The 13,123-nt window shown below is 73.4% G+C and carries 16 protein-coding genes; 9 read left to right on the forward strand and 7 right to left on the reverse strand.

Annotated elements, in window-relative coordinates:
* Positions 1 to 22 precede the first annotated feature (22 nt).
* The 6 genes from IF73_RS0119535 (at position 23) to IF73_RS0119565 (ending at position 4,961) form a co-directional block, all read left to right on the forward strand.
* Positions 23 to 826 (forward strand): hypothetical protein, encoded by an 804-nt coding sequence (locus IF73_RS0119535; RefSeq protein WP_051717026.1) that lies wholly within the window; start codon positions 23 to 25, stop codon positions 824 to 826.
* Entirely contained in the window at positions 823 to 1,722 is a 900-nt protein-coding gene (locus tag IF73_RS0119540; RefSeq protein WP_234338280.1) for a hypothetical protein, read from the forward strand. The genes IF73_RS0119535 and IF73_RS0119540 overlap by 4 nt, the downstream gene beginning before the upstream one ends.
* Positions 1,719 to 2,681: a hypothetical protein gene (locus IF73_RS0119545; RefSeq protein ID WP_063833454.1), complete on the forward strand. Its 963-nt coding sequence runs from the start codon at positions 1,719 to 1,721 to the stop codon at positions 2,679 to 2,681. The genes IF73_RS0119540 and IF73_RS0119545 overlap by 4 nt, the downstream gene beginning before the upstream one ends.
* Positions 2,682 to 2,935: 254 nt before the next feature.
* Entirely contained in the window at positions 2,936 to 3,508 is a 573-nt protein-coding gene (locus IF73_RS0119555) for an FABP family protein (RefSeq protein WP_030495536.1), read from the forward strand.
* Positions 3,509 to 3,548: 40 nt separating this feature from the next.
* A complete protein-coding gene (locus tag IF73_RS0119560) occupies positions 3,549 to 3,986 on the forward strand; it encodes a Fur family transcriptional regulator (protein WP_031009724.1) in 438 nt (145 codons plus the stop codon).
* Positions 3,987 to 3,995: 9 nt separating this feature from the next.
* Complete coding sequence (locus IF73_RS0119565) at positions 3,996 to 4,961, forward strand: YgfZ/GcvT domain-containing protein (protein WP_031009725.1); 966 nt, start codon at positions 3,996 to 3,998, stop codon at positions 4,959 to 4,961.
* A gap of 6 nt (positions 4,962 to 4,967) precedes the next feature.
* Here the strand turns inward: IF73_RS0119565 and dtd are convergent, their stop codons facing one another.
* The gene (dtd, locus tag IF73_RS0119570; RefSeq protein WP_031009727.1) at positions 4,968 to 5,393 is read right to left on the reverse strand and encodes a D-aminoacyl-tRNA deacylase; all 426 of its coding nucleotides are present in this window, start codon (positions 5,391 to 5,393) and stop codon (positions 4,968 to 4,970) included.
* 128 nt (positions 5,394 to 5,521) lie between these two features.
* Here dtd and IF73_RS0119575 point away from each other — a divergent pair, with 128 nt between their 5' ends.
* The gene (locus IF73_RS0119575; RefSeq protein WP_031009728.1) at positions 5,522 to 6,130 is read left to right on the forward strand and encodes a hypothetical protein; all 609 of its coding nucleotides are present in this window, start codon (positions 5,522 to 5,524) and stop codon (positions 6,128 to 6,130) included.
* 66 nt (positions 6,131 to 6,196) lie between these two features.
* Complete coding sequence (locus IF73_RS0119580; protein ID WP_031009737.1) at positions 6,197 to 7,441, forward strand: GNAT family N-acetyltransferase; 1,245 nt, start codon at positions 6,197 to 6,199, stop codon at positions 7,439 to 7,441.
* 2 nt (positions 7,442 to 7,443) lie between these two features.
* Here IF73_RS0119580 and IF73_RS0119585 read toward each other — a convergent pair whose 3' ends face one another.
* Both IF73_RS0119585 and IF73_RS0119590 read right to left on the reverse strand, forming a co-directional pair.
* Complete coding sequence (locus IF73_RS0119585) at positions 7,444 to 8,214, reverse strand: ABC transporter permease (RefSeq protein WP_031009739.1); 771 nt, start codon at positions 8,212 to 8,214, stop codon at positions 7,444 to 7,446.
* Positions 8,207 to 9,148 (reverse strand): daunorubicin resistance protein DrrA family ABC transporter ATP-binding protein, encoded by a 942-nt coding sequence (locus tag IF73_RS0119590; protein WP_031009741.1) that lies wholly within the window; start codon positions 9,146 to 9,148, stop codon positions 8,207 to 8,209. The genes IF73_RS0119585 and IF73_RS0119590 overlap by 8 nt, the downstream gene beginning before the upstream one ends.
* Positions 9,149 to 9,266: 118 nt before the next feature.
* On the opposite strand from IF73_RS0119590, the gene IF73_RS0119595 reads away from it, so the two are divergent.
* The gene (locus tag IF73_RS0119595) at positions 9,267 to 10,046 is read left to right on the forward strand and encodes a TetR/AcrR family transcriptional regulator (RefSeq protein WP_031009743.1); all 780 of its coding nucleotides are present in this window, start codon (positions 9,267 to 9,269) and stop codon (positions 10,044 to 10,046) included.
* Positions 10,047 to 10,065: 19 nt separating this feature from the next.
* Here the strand turns inward: IF73_RS0119595 and IF73_RS0119600 are convergent, their stop codons facing one another.
* From IF73_RS0119600 to IF73_RS0119615, 4 genes are all read right to left on the reverse strand, one after another.
* Positions 10,066 to 11,490 carry an MFS transporter gene (locus tag IF73_RS0119600; protein WP_031009745.1) on the reverse strand — a complete coding sequence of 475 codons (1,425 nt, stop codon included), beginning with the start codon at positions 11,488 to 11,490 and terminating at the stop codon, positions 10,066 to 10,068.
* A 180-nt stretch (positions 11,491 to 11,670) separates the two neighbouring features.
* The gene (locus tag IF73_RS0119605; RefSeq protein ID WP_031009748.1) at positions 11,671 to 12,165 is read right to left on the reverse strand and encodes a MarR family winged helix-turn-helix transcriptional regulator; all 495 of its coding nucleotides are present in this window, start codon (positions 12,163 to 12,165) and stop codon (positions 11,671 to 11,673) included.
* A 114-nt stretch (positions 12,166 to 12,279) separates the two neighbouring features.
* Positions 12,280 to 12,693: a VOC family protein gene (locus IF73_RS0119610; protein ID WP_031009750.1), complete on the reverse strand. Its 414-nt coding sequence runs from the start codon at positions 12,691 to 12,693 to the stop codon at positions 12,280 to 12,282.
* Between the two features lie 10 nt (positions 12,694 to 12,703).
* Complete coding sequence (locus tag IF73_RS0119615; protein WP_031009752.1) at positions 12,704 to 13,123, reverse strand: helix-turn-helix transcriptional regulator; 420 nt, start codon at positions 13,121 to 13,123, stop codon at positions 12,704 to 12,706.

Here is a 13,123-nt window from a genome sequence, read left to right on the forward strand (position 1 = left end):
CTAGTCTCGTGGGGGGACTGTCTTGGAAGCCACGGAAGCGGTCGAACCCGCTCAGAACACCCCGGCGCCCACGCCGGACCCCGGCGTGGAACCGTCCGCCCGGTCGGCTCCGCGCCGCCGCCGGACCGGCCGGACGATCGCGCTCATCGCCGTCGCCGCCGTCATCGGCCTCGTCGGCGGCACGGCCGTCGGCTACGGCGTACAGGCGCAGCGCGAGCCGGTCGCCCTGGCGCCGCTGAACCAGCCCGGCCTGGTCTACCCGGCGAAGTCCCTGCCGAAGGATCAGGAGCCGGCGCCGCTCGCGGCCTCCCAGGACCGACAGGCGAAGGCCCAGGGCGACCTGCGGAAGCTGCTGCTGCCGCGGCCGGAGGGGGCGAAGGCCCGTGACTGGGACGGCTGGGTGCCGCTGTACGAGTACGCGCAGGACTACGGGCTCCCCGGCTCGGCCCTCCAGTTCCAGCTGGAGCAGGGCATCCGGCGCGTCGCGGCCCGCTCCTGGGAGACGGGCGACCGGGTCGTCACCGTGGAGCTGGTCCAGTTCCGGCCGGGCTCGGAGATCGGCGCCCTGGCGTTCGTCGAGGACCAGCAGGACTTCGCGGCCCGCGACGACGAAGCCGGCTACGACGGCGACGCCGTGAAGGGCTCGACCAACGGCCGTACCTACGTCTACCCCGTGCACCGGGAGGCGGGCTACCTGGACCTCTACGAGGCGCGGGCCTACGTCCAGCGCGGTGACATCGCCGTCGCCGTCGCCATCTTCGACACACGCAAGATCGCCAAGAAGGACATCCGTTCTCTGGCCGAGCGGCAGCTGGGGCGCCTGTGAACGACACGACGAACGACACGACGAACGACACGACGAACGACACGGCGGACGACCGTCCGAACGACGCGGCGGACGCGAACCGGACCGTCGAGGCCGGCGCCGTCGCCGACGGCGCGGAGCGCCCCGCCGGCCGGCGCCGCGGGCGCCGGATCCTGCGGAACGCGCTGGTGGGCCTGGCCGTGCTCGGCACCGTCGGCGGCGGCGTCGCCTACACCGCCGTCACCGTCGACCGCGCCGACCGCACGGCCCCGACCGTCGCCTGGGCGGAGCCGACGCCGCGCGTCGCATCCGACGACCCGGCCGAGGACGTCGACCGGGGGCGCGCCTCCACCCCGCTGAGCAGGCTCCTCCTGCCCACGCCGTTCGGCTACCGGCTGGGCTCGGACGTCGAGGGGTACGGCAACGACGCCGAGGTGGGCGCCGAGGAGGCCGAGGCCCTCCTCAAGCAGGCCGGCAAGGGCCTCTACGGCAAGAAGCGCCGGGCCTGGGAGAAGGAGGTCGACAAGCTCGGCCTCCAGGGCCTGGCCATGCGCACGTACGCCGGCTACGACGGCGACGTCCAGGTCGAGGTCTCCGTCATGCGCATGAAGCAGAAGAAGCTGATCCGCTCCTTCTTCGAGCGGGAGCGGGAGTTCGCGGACTACGCCGAGCTGCGCCCGGGCCCGCGGATCAAGGGGTACGAGCGCACGGCCTCCTGCTACCACCTGCCGAAGCTCACCGAGGGCGACGAGGAGTACCTGGACGCGCAGCTGCTCGGCCTGTCCTGCACCGCGTACGACGGCGAGGTGCTGGTCTCCGTCATGGCGTACGCGACCGCGCCCGGCTTCGACAAGGACGTGGCCAAGCTCGTCGCGTCCCAGCTCAAGCACATCGCATCCCCGGGGGAGTACGTATGACAGGGCAGCTCACGGACGAGCGCGCGGAGCCGTCGGACCCGACACCGGTGGTGGCGCCGGACCCGGCACCCGCGGCGGCGGCCCCGGACCCGACACCCTCGGCGGCGGCCCCTGACCCGGCACCGGACCCGACACCCGACACGACACTCGCCCCGATACCGGACGCGGCCGCCGGGCAGCCGCCCGCCGGGCCCTCCCGGCGGCGGCGGGTGCTGTGGGCGGTCGCCCGCTGGACGGCGGCGGTCGCGGTCCTCGGCGGCGTCGGCACGGGCACGGCCCTGGGGATCATCTCCCTCGACCGGAACGAGGTGCCCGGTCTCGCCACCGAGAGCGACGGCCGCTGGGAGTACCCGGCGCTCTCGCTGCCGGCCCTGCCGGTCGACCGCCCGCGCCCCTTCACCGGCTCGAACGACGCCGAGATCCACTACGCCGACATCCGGCGGCTGCTGCTGCCCGAGCCCGCGGGGGCGACCCCCGACACCCGGCTGACCGGCGGCTTCGTCTCCACGGAGGCGTACCTCGGGCTGTACGGCGAGGAGTTCCGCGGCGAGATGCGGCAGGCGCTCGCCGACTCCGCCCTGCGGCACATCGCCGCACGGGGCTGGACGATGCCGGACGGCACCCGCAGCAGCGTCCACGTGCTGCGCTTCGCCTCGGTGGCGTACGCCCAGCAGTTCGAGGACGAGGTGATCCGCGGCGGCTACTCCACCCACGGCGTGAAGACGCTGCCGACCGGGGTGGAGCTGGTGCAGCCGGACGACTTCCCGGGGGACATCGAGGTGCCGGACGTGCGGATCTCCGCCTACCGCGAGGAGCAGCCGTACGGCCCCGAGCAGACCCGGGTCGCCTACATCCAGGCCGGCGACAGCCTCGCGGTCGTCACCCAGACCCGGAAGGGCGGGGCCGCCGAGGTCCCGTTCCGGCAGACCGTGACCCTGCAGGCGCAGCTGCTCGGCTGACGGTCCCGCAGAGACCCACCTCACCGCGTGGGCCGGGCCCCCGCCCACTAAGCTGGGGTCCGGCCCGTTCCGCCTTCACCGCTCAGCCGAGGAGCACCCTGTGATCGTTTTCTTCGAGACCCTGCTGGTCCTGGTCGCCGTCGGCGTGCTCGCCTTCACCGGTCTGGCCGTGAAGAAGCTGTACCAGGGCCAGCGCTGACCGTCCGGTCCGTCCTCGTTCACCGATCCCCCTTCACAGATCGTCTGAGTCGCTCATGATCCAGATCCCGTCCGACCTCAACCCGGACCTCGTCCCGCTCGCGTTCCTCCTCGGGACGTGGGAGGGCGCCGGCGTCTCCGACTTCCCGGGCGCCGAGAAGTGCAACTTCGGCCAGTCCGTGACCTTCAGCCACGACGGCCGGGACTTCCTGGAGTACCACTCGCACTCCTGGGTCCTCGACCAGGACGGCAACAAGGTCCGCCCGCTGGAGAGCGAGAGCGGCTTCTGGCGGATCGACAAGGACCGCAAGGTCGAGGTCGTGATGGTCCGCGACGACGGCGTCGTCGAGGTCTGGTACGGCGAGCTCGCCGACCAGAAGCCGCAGATCGACCTGGCCACCGACGCCGTGGCCCGTACCGCCGCCTCCGGCCCGTACACGGGCGGCAAGCGGCTCTACGGCTACGTGAAGAGCGACCTCATGTGGGTCGGCGAGAAGGCGACCCCCGAGGTCCCGCTCCGCCCCTACATGTCGGCCCACCTGAAGAAGGTCGTCACCCCGGAAGAGGTCGCCGAGATGGCGCGCAACCTTCCGGACATGCCGGACGACGGCATCGCCTTCTTCAAGTAGGACCACCGGTGACGCGCCGCGCCCTCCTACACTGGGGGGCGTGGTGAGCACCGACTGGAAGAGCGACCTGCGGCAGCGTGGTTACCGGCTGACGCCGCAGCGGCAGCTTGTGCTGGAGGCGGTGGACGCGCTGGAGCACGCCACGCCCGACGACATCCTCGTCGAGGTGCGCAGGACCGCCTCCGGGGTGAACATCTCCACCGTGTACCGGACCCTGGAGCTCCTGGAGGAGCTCGGGCTGGTCAGTCACGCGCATCTGGGGCACGGGGCCCCGACCTATCACCTCGCGGACCGGCACCACCATCTGCACCTGGTGTGCCGGGACTGCTCGGAGGTGATCGAGGCGGACGTCGAGGTGGCCGCCGAGTTCACCGGGAAGCTCCGGGAGACCTTCGGCTTCGAGACCGACATGAAGCACTTCGCGATCTTCGGGCTGTGTGCCGGGTGCTCGCGGAAGGCCGCCGCCGCGGAGTCGTAGGCTTTTCCCATGAAGAGCTCCCTGCTGTCCCTGCCGGGCGCCGTACCGGCCGAAGGCCGCGACGAAGGCGTCGCCGCCCACTACGGCGATCTGTTCCGCGAGCAGCGCGCCCTCGCCGACGGGGCGGGGTTCGTCGACCTCTCGCACCGCGGTGTCGTCACCGTCAGCGGCGACGACCGGCTGAGCTGGCTGCACCTGCTGCTCACCCAGCACGTGAGCGAGCTGCCGGCCGGGCAGGCCACCGAGGCGCTGATCCTCTCCGCGAACGGGCACATCGAGCACGCCCTGTCGCTCGTCGACGACGGCGAGACGGTCTGGGCGCACGTGGAGCCGGGCACGCAGGGCGCGCTGATCGCCTACCTGGAGTCGATGAAGTTCTTCTACCGGGTCGAGGTCGCCGACCGGACGGACGAGTTCGCCGTCGTGCACCTGCCGGCCGGGTCCACGGCGGAGGCGCCCGAGGGCGTCGTCGTACGGGAGACGGCGCACGGGCGGGACCTCTTCTTGCCGCGCGCCGGGCTGGAGTCCTTCGCCGCCGCGCACGGGCCGGCCGCCGGGATCCTCGCGTACGAGGCGCTGCGCGTGGAGGGGCACCGGCCGCGGCTCGGTTTCGAGACCGACCACCGGACCATCCCGCACGAGATCGGGCTCATCGGCACGGCCGTGCACCTGCAGAAGGGCTGCTACCGGGGCCAGGAGACGGTCGCCCGGGTGCAGAACCTGGGGAAGCCGCCGCGCCGGCTGGTCTTCCTGCACCTGGACGGCAGCGAGGTGACCCTGCCGGGGCACGGTACGCCGCTGCGGCTCGCGGCCGACGGTCCGGACGGGCGTCAGCTCGGCTTCGTGACCACGGCCGTGCGCCACCACGAGCTGGGGCCGATCGCCCTGGCCCTGGTGAAGCGGAACGTGCCGGTGGACGCGCCGCTGGTGGCGGGGACGACGGCCGCCGCGCAGGAGACCGTCGTCGAGCCGTAGCCGTCGTCAGACCTCGACGATGACCGTGAACGGGCCGTGGTTCGTGAGGCTGACGCGCATGTCCGCCCCGAAGCGGCCCGTCTCCACGTGGGCGCCGAGCTTCCGCAGCTGCGCGACGACCTCCTCGACGAGGGGTTCGGCGACGGGGCCGGGGGCGGCGGCGTTCCAGGTGGGGCGGCGGCCCTTGCGGGCGTCGCCGTAGAGCGTGAACTGGGAGATCACCAGGAGCGGGGCGTCCACGTCGGAGCAGGACCTCTCGTCCTCCAGCACCCGGACGGACCAGAGTTTTCTCGCCAATTGGGCGGCCTTCTCGGGGGTGTCGTCGTGGGTGACCCCCACCAGGACGCACAGCCCCTCGCCGGTGATCTCGCCGACCGTCTCCCCTGCGACGACGACCTTCGCGCCGTCCACCCTCTGCACCACAGCTCGCATGCGCCCCAACCTACCGATCGGGGATTTCTGGGGGCCGAACGGGTGCAGAGCGCCTGCACGCGCGCGTGCGGGAGTGGCACCATGCCAGGAGGCGGTGCGGCTCCGCACCGGTCGAGGGGACGATTCTCATGAGTGCATCCAGCTCCGGGCCGACGCCGTCCGGCCCCGTACCGCTGATCCGCTCCGCCGGCGCGGTGCCCGGCGGGCCGGTCGCGCGGCCGCCCGCGCAGCGGACCGCCGAGCCGCAGGCCGGCCGCCCGGGGTACGAACTCGGCGGGCTGCGCCTGTCCGAGCTGCGGGCGCTGCGCCGGGACGCGCAGAGCGACGAGGCCGATCTCAGCTATGTGCGGCGGATGCTCCAGGGCCGGATCGACATCCTGCGGGCCGAGCTGGCGCGCCGGACGGATCCGGAGGCGCCGGTCCTCGACCGGCTCTCCGAGATCCTCGCGGACGTGCCGTCCCGGCACCGCAGCTCGGCCCGGCACGTGACGCTGTCCACGCCGCGCGGCGAGGAGTACCGGCGGCTCGCGGCCGAGATGCTGTCGGAGGTCGAGCTGTCGGACCTGACGGCGCGGACGGACGAGGAGCTGCACACCGCGATGGGCCGGCTCGCCGGTTACGAGCAGCAGATCTCGCAGCGCCGGCAGGCGCTCCAGCGGACCGCCGACGACTGCGGTGCGGAGATCGCCCGCCGCTACCGCGAGGGCGAGGCCCAGGTCGACGACCTGCTGGCCTGACGGGCCGGTCCCGGGCGGCCCGTAATTGCCGCGCGGGCGGCGGTGGGGCGTGCGTAGGGTCGGGGGATGGCTGTCGAACTGCGTACGGTGACGGAGTCCGAGTTCCCCGACTGGCTGCGGGCGTTGCGGACGGGGTTCCTGCACGAGCCCGTGGTGTCCGACGGGCTGGTGGCCGACCGGCTGGCCCATGTCGATCTCGACCGGACCCACGCCGCCCTGGAGGGCGGCCGGGTGGTCGCCACCTTCCGCTCCTTCCGGCAGGAGCTGAGCACGGTCGGCGGCGGCAGCCTCACGGCGGACGCGGTCACGCAGGTGACGGTGGCGCCGACGCACCGGCGGCGCGGGCTGCTGAGCCGGCTGATGGCGACGGACCTCGACGCGGCCCGGGAGCGGGGTGACGCGGTGGCGACCCTGATCGCCGCCGAGTACCCGATCTACGGCCGGTACGGCTTCGGTCCGGCGAGCTGGACCACCGAGTGGAGCGTGGACCTGCGCCGGGCCGGGCTCGACCCGCGCCGCAGCGGACGCCCGGAGGACGGTGGCCGGATCGATCTCACGGACGGGGCGGAGATCCGGCGGATCGGGCCGGAGCTGCACCGGCGGCTGGCGGGCGTCCGGGCCGGCGTCACGGACCGCTCGGCGCGCAACTGGGACGTGGGCACCGGCGGGGGACACCAGCTGGAGCCCTGGACGGAGCCGTACTACGCGGTCTACCGCGCGGCCTCGGGCGAGCCCGAGGGGTACGTGTCGTACCGCTGCGACGACAAGTGGGGGGACGCCAAGCAGCCGGAGAACACGCTGACCGTGCGGGACCTGGTCGCGGCGACGCCGGCGGCCGAGCACGCGCTGTGGCGGTTCGTCTGCTCGGTGGACTGGGTGATGACCGTGCGGTCGGGTCACCGTCCGCCGGACGACCCGCTGCCGCTGCTGCTGCCGGATCCGCGGGCCGCCCGGACGGTGTCCCACGCGGACATGCTGTGGCTGCGGGTCCTCGACGTGGTGCGGGTCCTGGAGGAGCGGACGTATCCGGTGACGGACGGTCTGGTCCTCGACGTGCGGGACGGCGACGGCTACGCCGGCGGGCGGTATCTCCTCGACGCCTCCCCGAAGGGCGCGCGCTGCACCCGCACCTCCGCCTCGGCCGATCTCGTCCTCGACGTGGCCGAGCTGGCCCGGCTGGTCCTCGGTGACGAGTCGGCGGTGCGGCTGGCGCTGCTGGGGCTGGTCGAGGAGGCGGTGCCGGGCGCGGCGGCCCGGGCGGACCTGCTGTTCCGCACCCCGCTGCGGCCGTTCTCCCCGGACGTCTTCTAGCGCTAGCGGGTCCGCAGCCGGAACAGGGCGCCGGAGGCGCCGACGGCCAGGAGCAGGAGGGCGCCGAACCAGGCGAGGGCGGTCCAGGGTGCGTCGCCGACCGGCTGGTCGAGGAGGAGGCCGCGCATGGACTCGATGAGCGGGGTGACGGGCTGGTGCTCGGCGAAGCCGTGCAGCCAGTCCGGCATGGTGTCGATGGGGACGAAGGCGCTGCTCGGGTAGGGCAGGAACATCACGAAGAAGGTGAAGGCGTTGGCCGCTTCGGGGGTGCGGGCGAGGAGGCCGGCGGCGGCCGACACCCAGGAGACGACGGTGATGTAGGCGAGGAGCAGGGCGATCGCGGCGAGCCAGCCGGCGGGGGTGGCGGCGGGGCGGAAGCCGATGAGGGCGGCGACGCCGAGGACGAGCGCGGTGGCCAGGAGGTTGCGGGCGACGGTGGCGACGACGTGTCCGGTGAGGAAGGGGACGGCGCCGACGTCGAGGGTGCGGAGCCGGTCGACGGTGCCGCGCCGCATGTCGTCGCTGACGGACACGGCGGTGCCGGCGGCGCCGAAGCCGGCGCACAGGACGAGGACGCCGGGGACGACGTAGCTGACGTACCGGTCGTGGCCGGTGTCGATGGCTCCGCCGAAGAAGTAGACGAAGACCAGCATCAGGACCACCGGCATCATCAGCGAGGTGATGACGGCGTCGAGGTTGCGCCGGCTGAGCAGGATGCCGCGTCCGGCGAGGGCGGTGGTGGTGGCGAGCGGTCCGGCGGTCGGGTCAGACATGGCTCGGCTCCTTCGTGCTGCCGGTGAGGTGGAGGAAGACGTCGTCGAGGGTCGCGCTGTGCAGGGTGAAGCGCTCGATGTCGGTGCGGTGCGGGTCGAGTGCGTCGAGCAGGGCGCGGACGTGGGCGGCGCTGCCGTCGGTGGGGACGCCGACGGTGAGGCTCTCGGGGGTGTGGACGGTGGCGTGCGGGGTGAGCCGGAGGTAGGCGTCGCGGTCGCGGGCGACGAGGTCGAGGCGGTGGCCCGCGTAACGGTTCTTCAGTTCGGCCGCGGTGCCTTCGGCGAGGGTGCGGCCGGCGCCGAGGACGGCGATGCGGTGGGCGAGCCGGTCGGCCTCCTCCAGGTACTGGGTGGTGAGGAAGACGGTGGTGCCGTGGGCGGACAGCTCGCGGACGACGTCCCAGAGCTCGTTGCGGCTGCGGGGGTCGAGGCCGGTGGTGGGTTCGTCGAGGAAGACGACCCGGGTGGTGCCGGGGTCGCGGACGAGCCCGGCGGCGAGGTCGAGGCGGCGGCGCATGCCTCCGGAGTACGTCTTCGTCTGCCGGTCGCGGGCGTCGGTGAGCCGGAAGCGGTCGAGGAGTTCGTCGGCGCGGCGGGCGGCGGCCCGGCGGGAGAGGCCGGAGAGCCGGGCGGTGAGGCGGAGGTTCTCGGCGCCGGTGAGGGTCTCGTCGACGGCGGCGTACTGGCCGGTGAGGCTGATCGCGCGGCGGACGGCGCGGCGCTCGGTGACGACGTCGTGGCCCGCCACGCGCGCGTGCCCGCCGTCGGGGGTGGTGAGGGTGGCGAGGATGCGGACGGTGGTGGTCTTGCCGGCGCCGTTGGGCCCGAGGAGGGCGAAGACGGTGCCTGCCTCGACGCGGAGGTCGAGGGCGTCGAGGACGCGGACGGTGCCGTAGGTCTTGGTCAGGCCGGTGGTCTCGATGGCGGGAGGCATGGGTGTCCCCTTCTTCTGCCGCGCTCGCGGCGTACTGCGTATGCCCTACGCGTTACTGTGTAAGGGTTACGCATTACTAGGATGGGCGTCAAGCGAGCGAGCTCAGGAGGCGGCGCGGATGGCGGGCGAGAACGACCGGACGGTGCCCGGGGAGGACGGCGGGACGTTTCTGCCGCCGTCCGTCGAGGCCGCCTGGGGACTGCGCGAGCGCCCCACCAAGGGGCCGAAGCCGGGGCTGAGCCAGGACCGGGTCGTCGCCGCGGCGGTGCGGCTCGCCTCGGCGGAGGGGCTCGCCGCCGTCTCGATGGGGCGGGTCGCCAAGGAGCTCGGCGTCTCGACGATGTCCCTGTACCGGTACGTCTCCGCCAAGCAGGAGCTGTACGTCCTGATGCAGGAGGCCGCGACGGGCGCGCCGCCCGAGCTGTTCGGCCCGGAGGTGCCCTGGCGGGAGCGGCTGGAGCGCTGGGCCTGGGCGATGCGCGAGGTCTATCTGCGTCATCTGTGGCTGCTGCGGGTGCCGGTCTCCGGCCCGCCCGCGACGCCGCACGCGGTCGCCTGGTGGGAGAAGGCGCTGCTCGCGCTGGACGGCACCGGCCTCGACGAGGGCGCCAGGATCTCGGTGACGCTGCTGGTGGCCGGCTTCGTGAAGAGCGACGCGCTGATGATGGCGGAGCTGGCCGAGGCGGTGGAGGCGTCCGGTGCCGCGCCGCAGGAGGCGATGGGCCAGTACAGCCGGACCCTGCGCCGGCTGGTCGACCCGGCGGTGTTCCCGCGGGTGGCGCAGGTGATCGAGTCGGGGGTGCTGGACCAGGCGGACGGCCCCGACGACGAGTTCCGCTTCGGTCTCGCCCGGATCCTGGACGGCGTCGCGGCCCTGGTGGAGGGCCACGACGCCTGAGGGGTGCGGGCGGGTACGGTCAGGCGGCGATGACCACCTCGGGCTTCGGGGCCGCCGCCCGGGTGCGGAGCAGGGTCGCCGCGACCGCGAGGGCGGCGATCAGCAGCCCCGTACCGACACCGAAGGCGAGCCGGTAGCCGCCGGTCAGGGCCTCGGCGGCGGTCCGGCCGGCCGCGTCGAGGGCCTCGGTGCGGGCGGCGGCCAGAGTGGTGAGGGCGGCGACGCCGAGCGCCATGCCGATCTGCTGGGTGGTGTTGAAGAGCCCGGAGGCCAGGCCGGCGTCGGCCTCGTCGGCGCCCGACATGCCGAGCGCGGTGAGGGCCGGCAGCGCCAGGCCGAAGCCGGCGGCGAGCAGCATCACCGGGAGCAGGTCGGTGGCGTACGAGGCGTGCACGGGGAGCCGGGTCAGCAGGCCCAGCACGCCGATCAGCAGGGTGATGCCGGTGAGCAGGACCGCGCGCTCGCCGAAGCGGGTGATGAGCCGGGCCGCGGCGCCGAGCGAGACGGCGCCGATGACCAGGGCAGCGGGCAGCATGGCGAGGCCGGTGGCGGTGGCGCCGTACCCCTGGACCTTCTGGAGGTAGAGGGCGACCAGGACCTGGAAGGAGAACAGGGCGGCGACCATCAGCAGCTGGACCAGGTTGGCGCCGGCGACCGAGCGGTTGCGGAGGATTCGCAGCGGCATCAGCGGGGTCACGGCCCGGCGCTGGCGGAGCAGGAAGCCGGTGAGCAGGGCGAGGGCGAGCGCGCCGAGGCCGAGGGTGTGGGCGGAGCCGGCGCCGTACTCCTCGATCCGCACCACCGCGTAGATGCCGGTCATCAGGCCCGCGGTGACCAGGAGCGCGCCGAGGGCGTCGGCTCCGGCGCGGAGGCCGAGGCCCCGGTCGGCGGGGAGGGCGCGGGCGGCCAGGGCGATCGCGGCGGCGCCGATGGGCAGGTTGACGAAGAAGATCCAGTTCCAGGAGAGGGCGTCGGTGAGGAGCCCGCCGAGGACCTGGCCGAGGGAGGCGCCGGCGGCGCCGGTGAAGCTGAACACGGCGATGGCGCGGGCGCGTTCGCGGGGTTCGGTGAAGAGCGTGACGAGGATGCCGAGGCTGACGGCGGAGGACATCGCGCTGCCGGCGCCCTGGAGGAAGCGGGCGGCGATCAGGACGCCGGGGGAGGCCGCGACGGCGGCCAGCACGGAGGCTCCGGTGAAGACGGTGGTGCCGGCGAGGAACATCCGCCTGCGTCCGACCAGGTCGCCGAGGCGCCCGGCGAGCAGGAGGAGGGAGCCGAAGGCGATCAGATAGGCGTTGACGACCCAGCTCAGCCCCGCCGGGGTGAAGCCGAGGTCGGCCTGGATCGCGGGCATGGCGACGGTGACGATGCTGCCGTCGAGGACGGTCATGAGCATGGCGCTGGCGAGCACGGTGAGCGCGAGGGAGCGGGCTGGGGCACGCATGAGGATCTCTCCTGTCCGTGGAGGCGACAGGAGAGACGCTAGCAGATGGTTTTGTTGCAGACTATTTTTTACGGAACTTGATGTGGGGCCCCGTGAGGGGATTTCGGCGACGGCGCTCCGGTGACGGGGCTCCGGTGACGGGACTCAGGCGACGGGACTCCGGCGGCCGGACTCCCGAGGTCAGCCCTTCTGGCGCGCCCTGCGGGGGGCGGCGGTCGTCCCCGCTCCCTCGACGGGTGCCTTCAGGTGCCCGTCGGCCAGCCGCCCCAGCGCGCGGACCAGCACCTCCCGCTCCTCCTCCGGGAGCGAGCCGAGGGCGTCCGCGTGGACGCCGTCCACGATCCGCCGGCTCTCCTCGGCGACCCGGGCGCCCGCCTCGGTGACGGCGATGATCCGCGCCCGCCGGTCCGTGCTGGACGGCTGCCGCTCGGCGAGTCCGGCCTTCTCCAGGGCGTCCACGGTGACGACCATCGTCGTCTTGTCCATGTCGCCGATCTCGGCCAGCTGCGCCTGGGTCCGCTCCTCCTCCAGGGCGTGGACGAGGACGCAGTGCATGCGGGCGGTGAGCCCGATCTCCCCGAGTGCCGCCGCCATGCGGGTGCGCAGGACGTGACTGGTGTGGTCGAGGAGGTAGGAGAGGTCGGGCTCGCTGCGGCGGGGGCTCATGGCGGTCATGCCTGCCAGGATAGCGAGGATCGATCCGTCGCGGATTATCGCGAACCAGACGATCCGGGGACGCCGGACCCCCTCCGCGCCCGGCGCGAAGGGGGTCCGGCGATCACTGGAGGGTCAGGAGAGCGGCTGCTGGAACACGATCTGGTTGCCCGCCGGGTCGAGGAAGGCGCACTCGCGGACGCCGTACGGCTGGTCCACCGGCTCGCGGAGCACCTCGGCGCCCGAGGCGTTGATCCGCTCGAAGGCCGCGTCGACGTCGTCCGTGGTGAAGATCGCCGCGCGCAGCAGCCCCTTGCGCATGAGGTCGACGACCGCCTGGCGGTCGGTCTCGGAGGCGCTCGGGTCGGCGAGCGGCGACTCGAGCACCACCGCCACGTCCGGCTGCGCGGGCGAGCCCACGGTCACCCAGCGCATGCCCTGGTAGCCCACGTCCTTGCGGACCTCCAGGCCGAGCGCGTCGCGGTAGAAGCCGAGCGCCTTCTCGTGGTCGTCGACGGTGATGAAGGTCTGGGAGAGGTTGATGTCCATGGGCTCCACGCTAGGGAGCGTCGCCGGCCCGCGCTTCTCCGTTCCTGACCGGTCGCGAGACCACCTTGGCGACACAGGCGGGCAGCGCCGCGTCGGCGCCGTGCTCGCGGGCCCGGTAGGCGCTCGGCGTCTCGCCCACCAACTGGGTGAAGCGCGAGCTGAACGACCCCAGCGACGTACACCCCACCTCCATGCAGACGTCGGTCACCGACAGGTCGCCGCGCCGCAGCAGCGCTTTGGCGCGCTCGATCCGCCGGGTCATGAGATAGCTGTACGGGGTCTCCCCGAAGGCGCTCCGGAAGCTCCGCGCGAAGTGCCCGGTCGACATCAGCGCCGTCTGCGCCAGCGCCGTCACGTCGAGCGGCTGCGCGTAGTCCCGGTCCATCTGGTCCCGCGCCTTGCGCAGGCGCCGGAGGTCGTCGAGCGGTAT

Source organism: Streptomyces sp. NRRL F-5727 (assembly GCF_000719555.1).
Classification (GTDB): Bacteria; Actinomycetota; Actinomycetes; order Streptomycetales; family Streptomycetaceae; genus Streptomyces.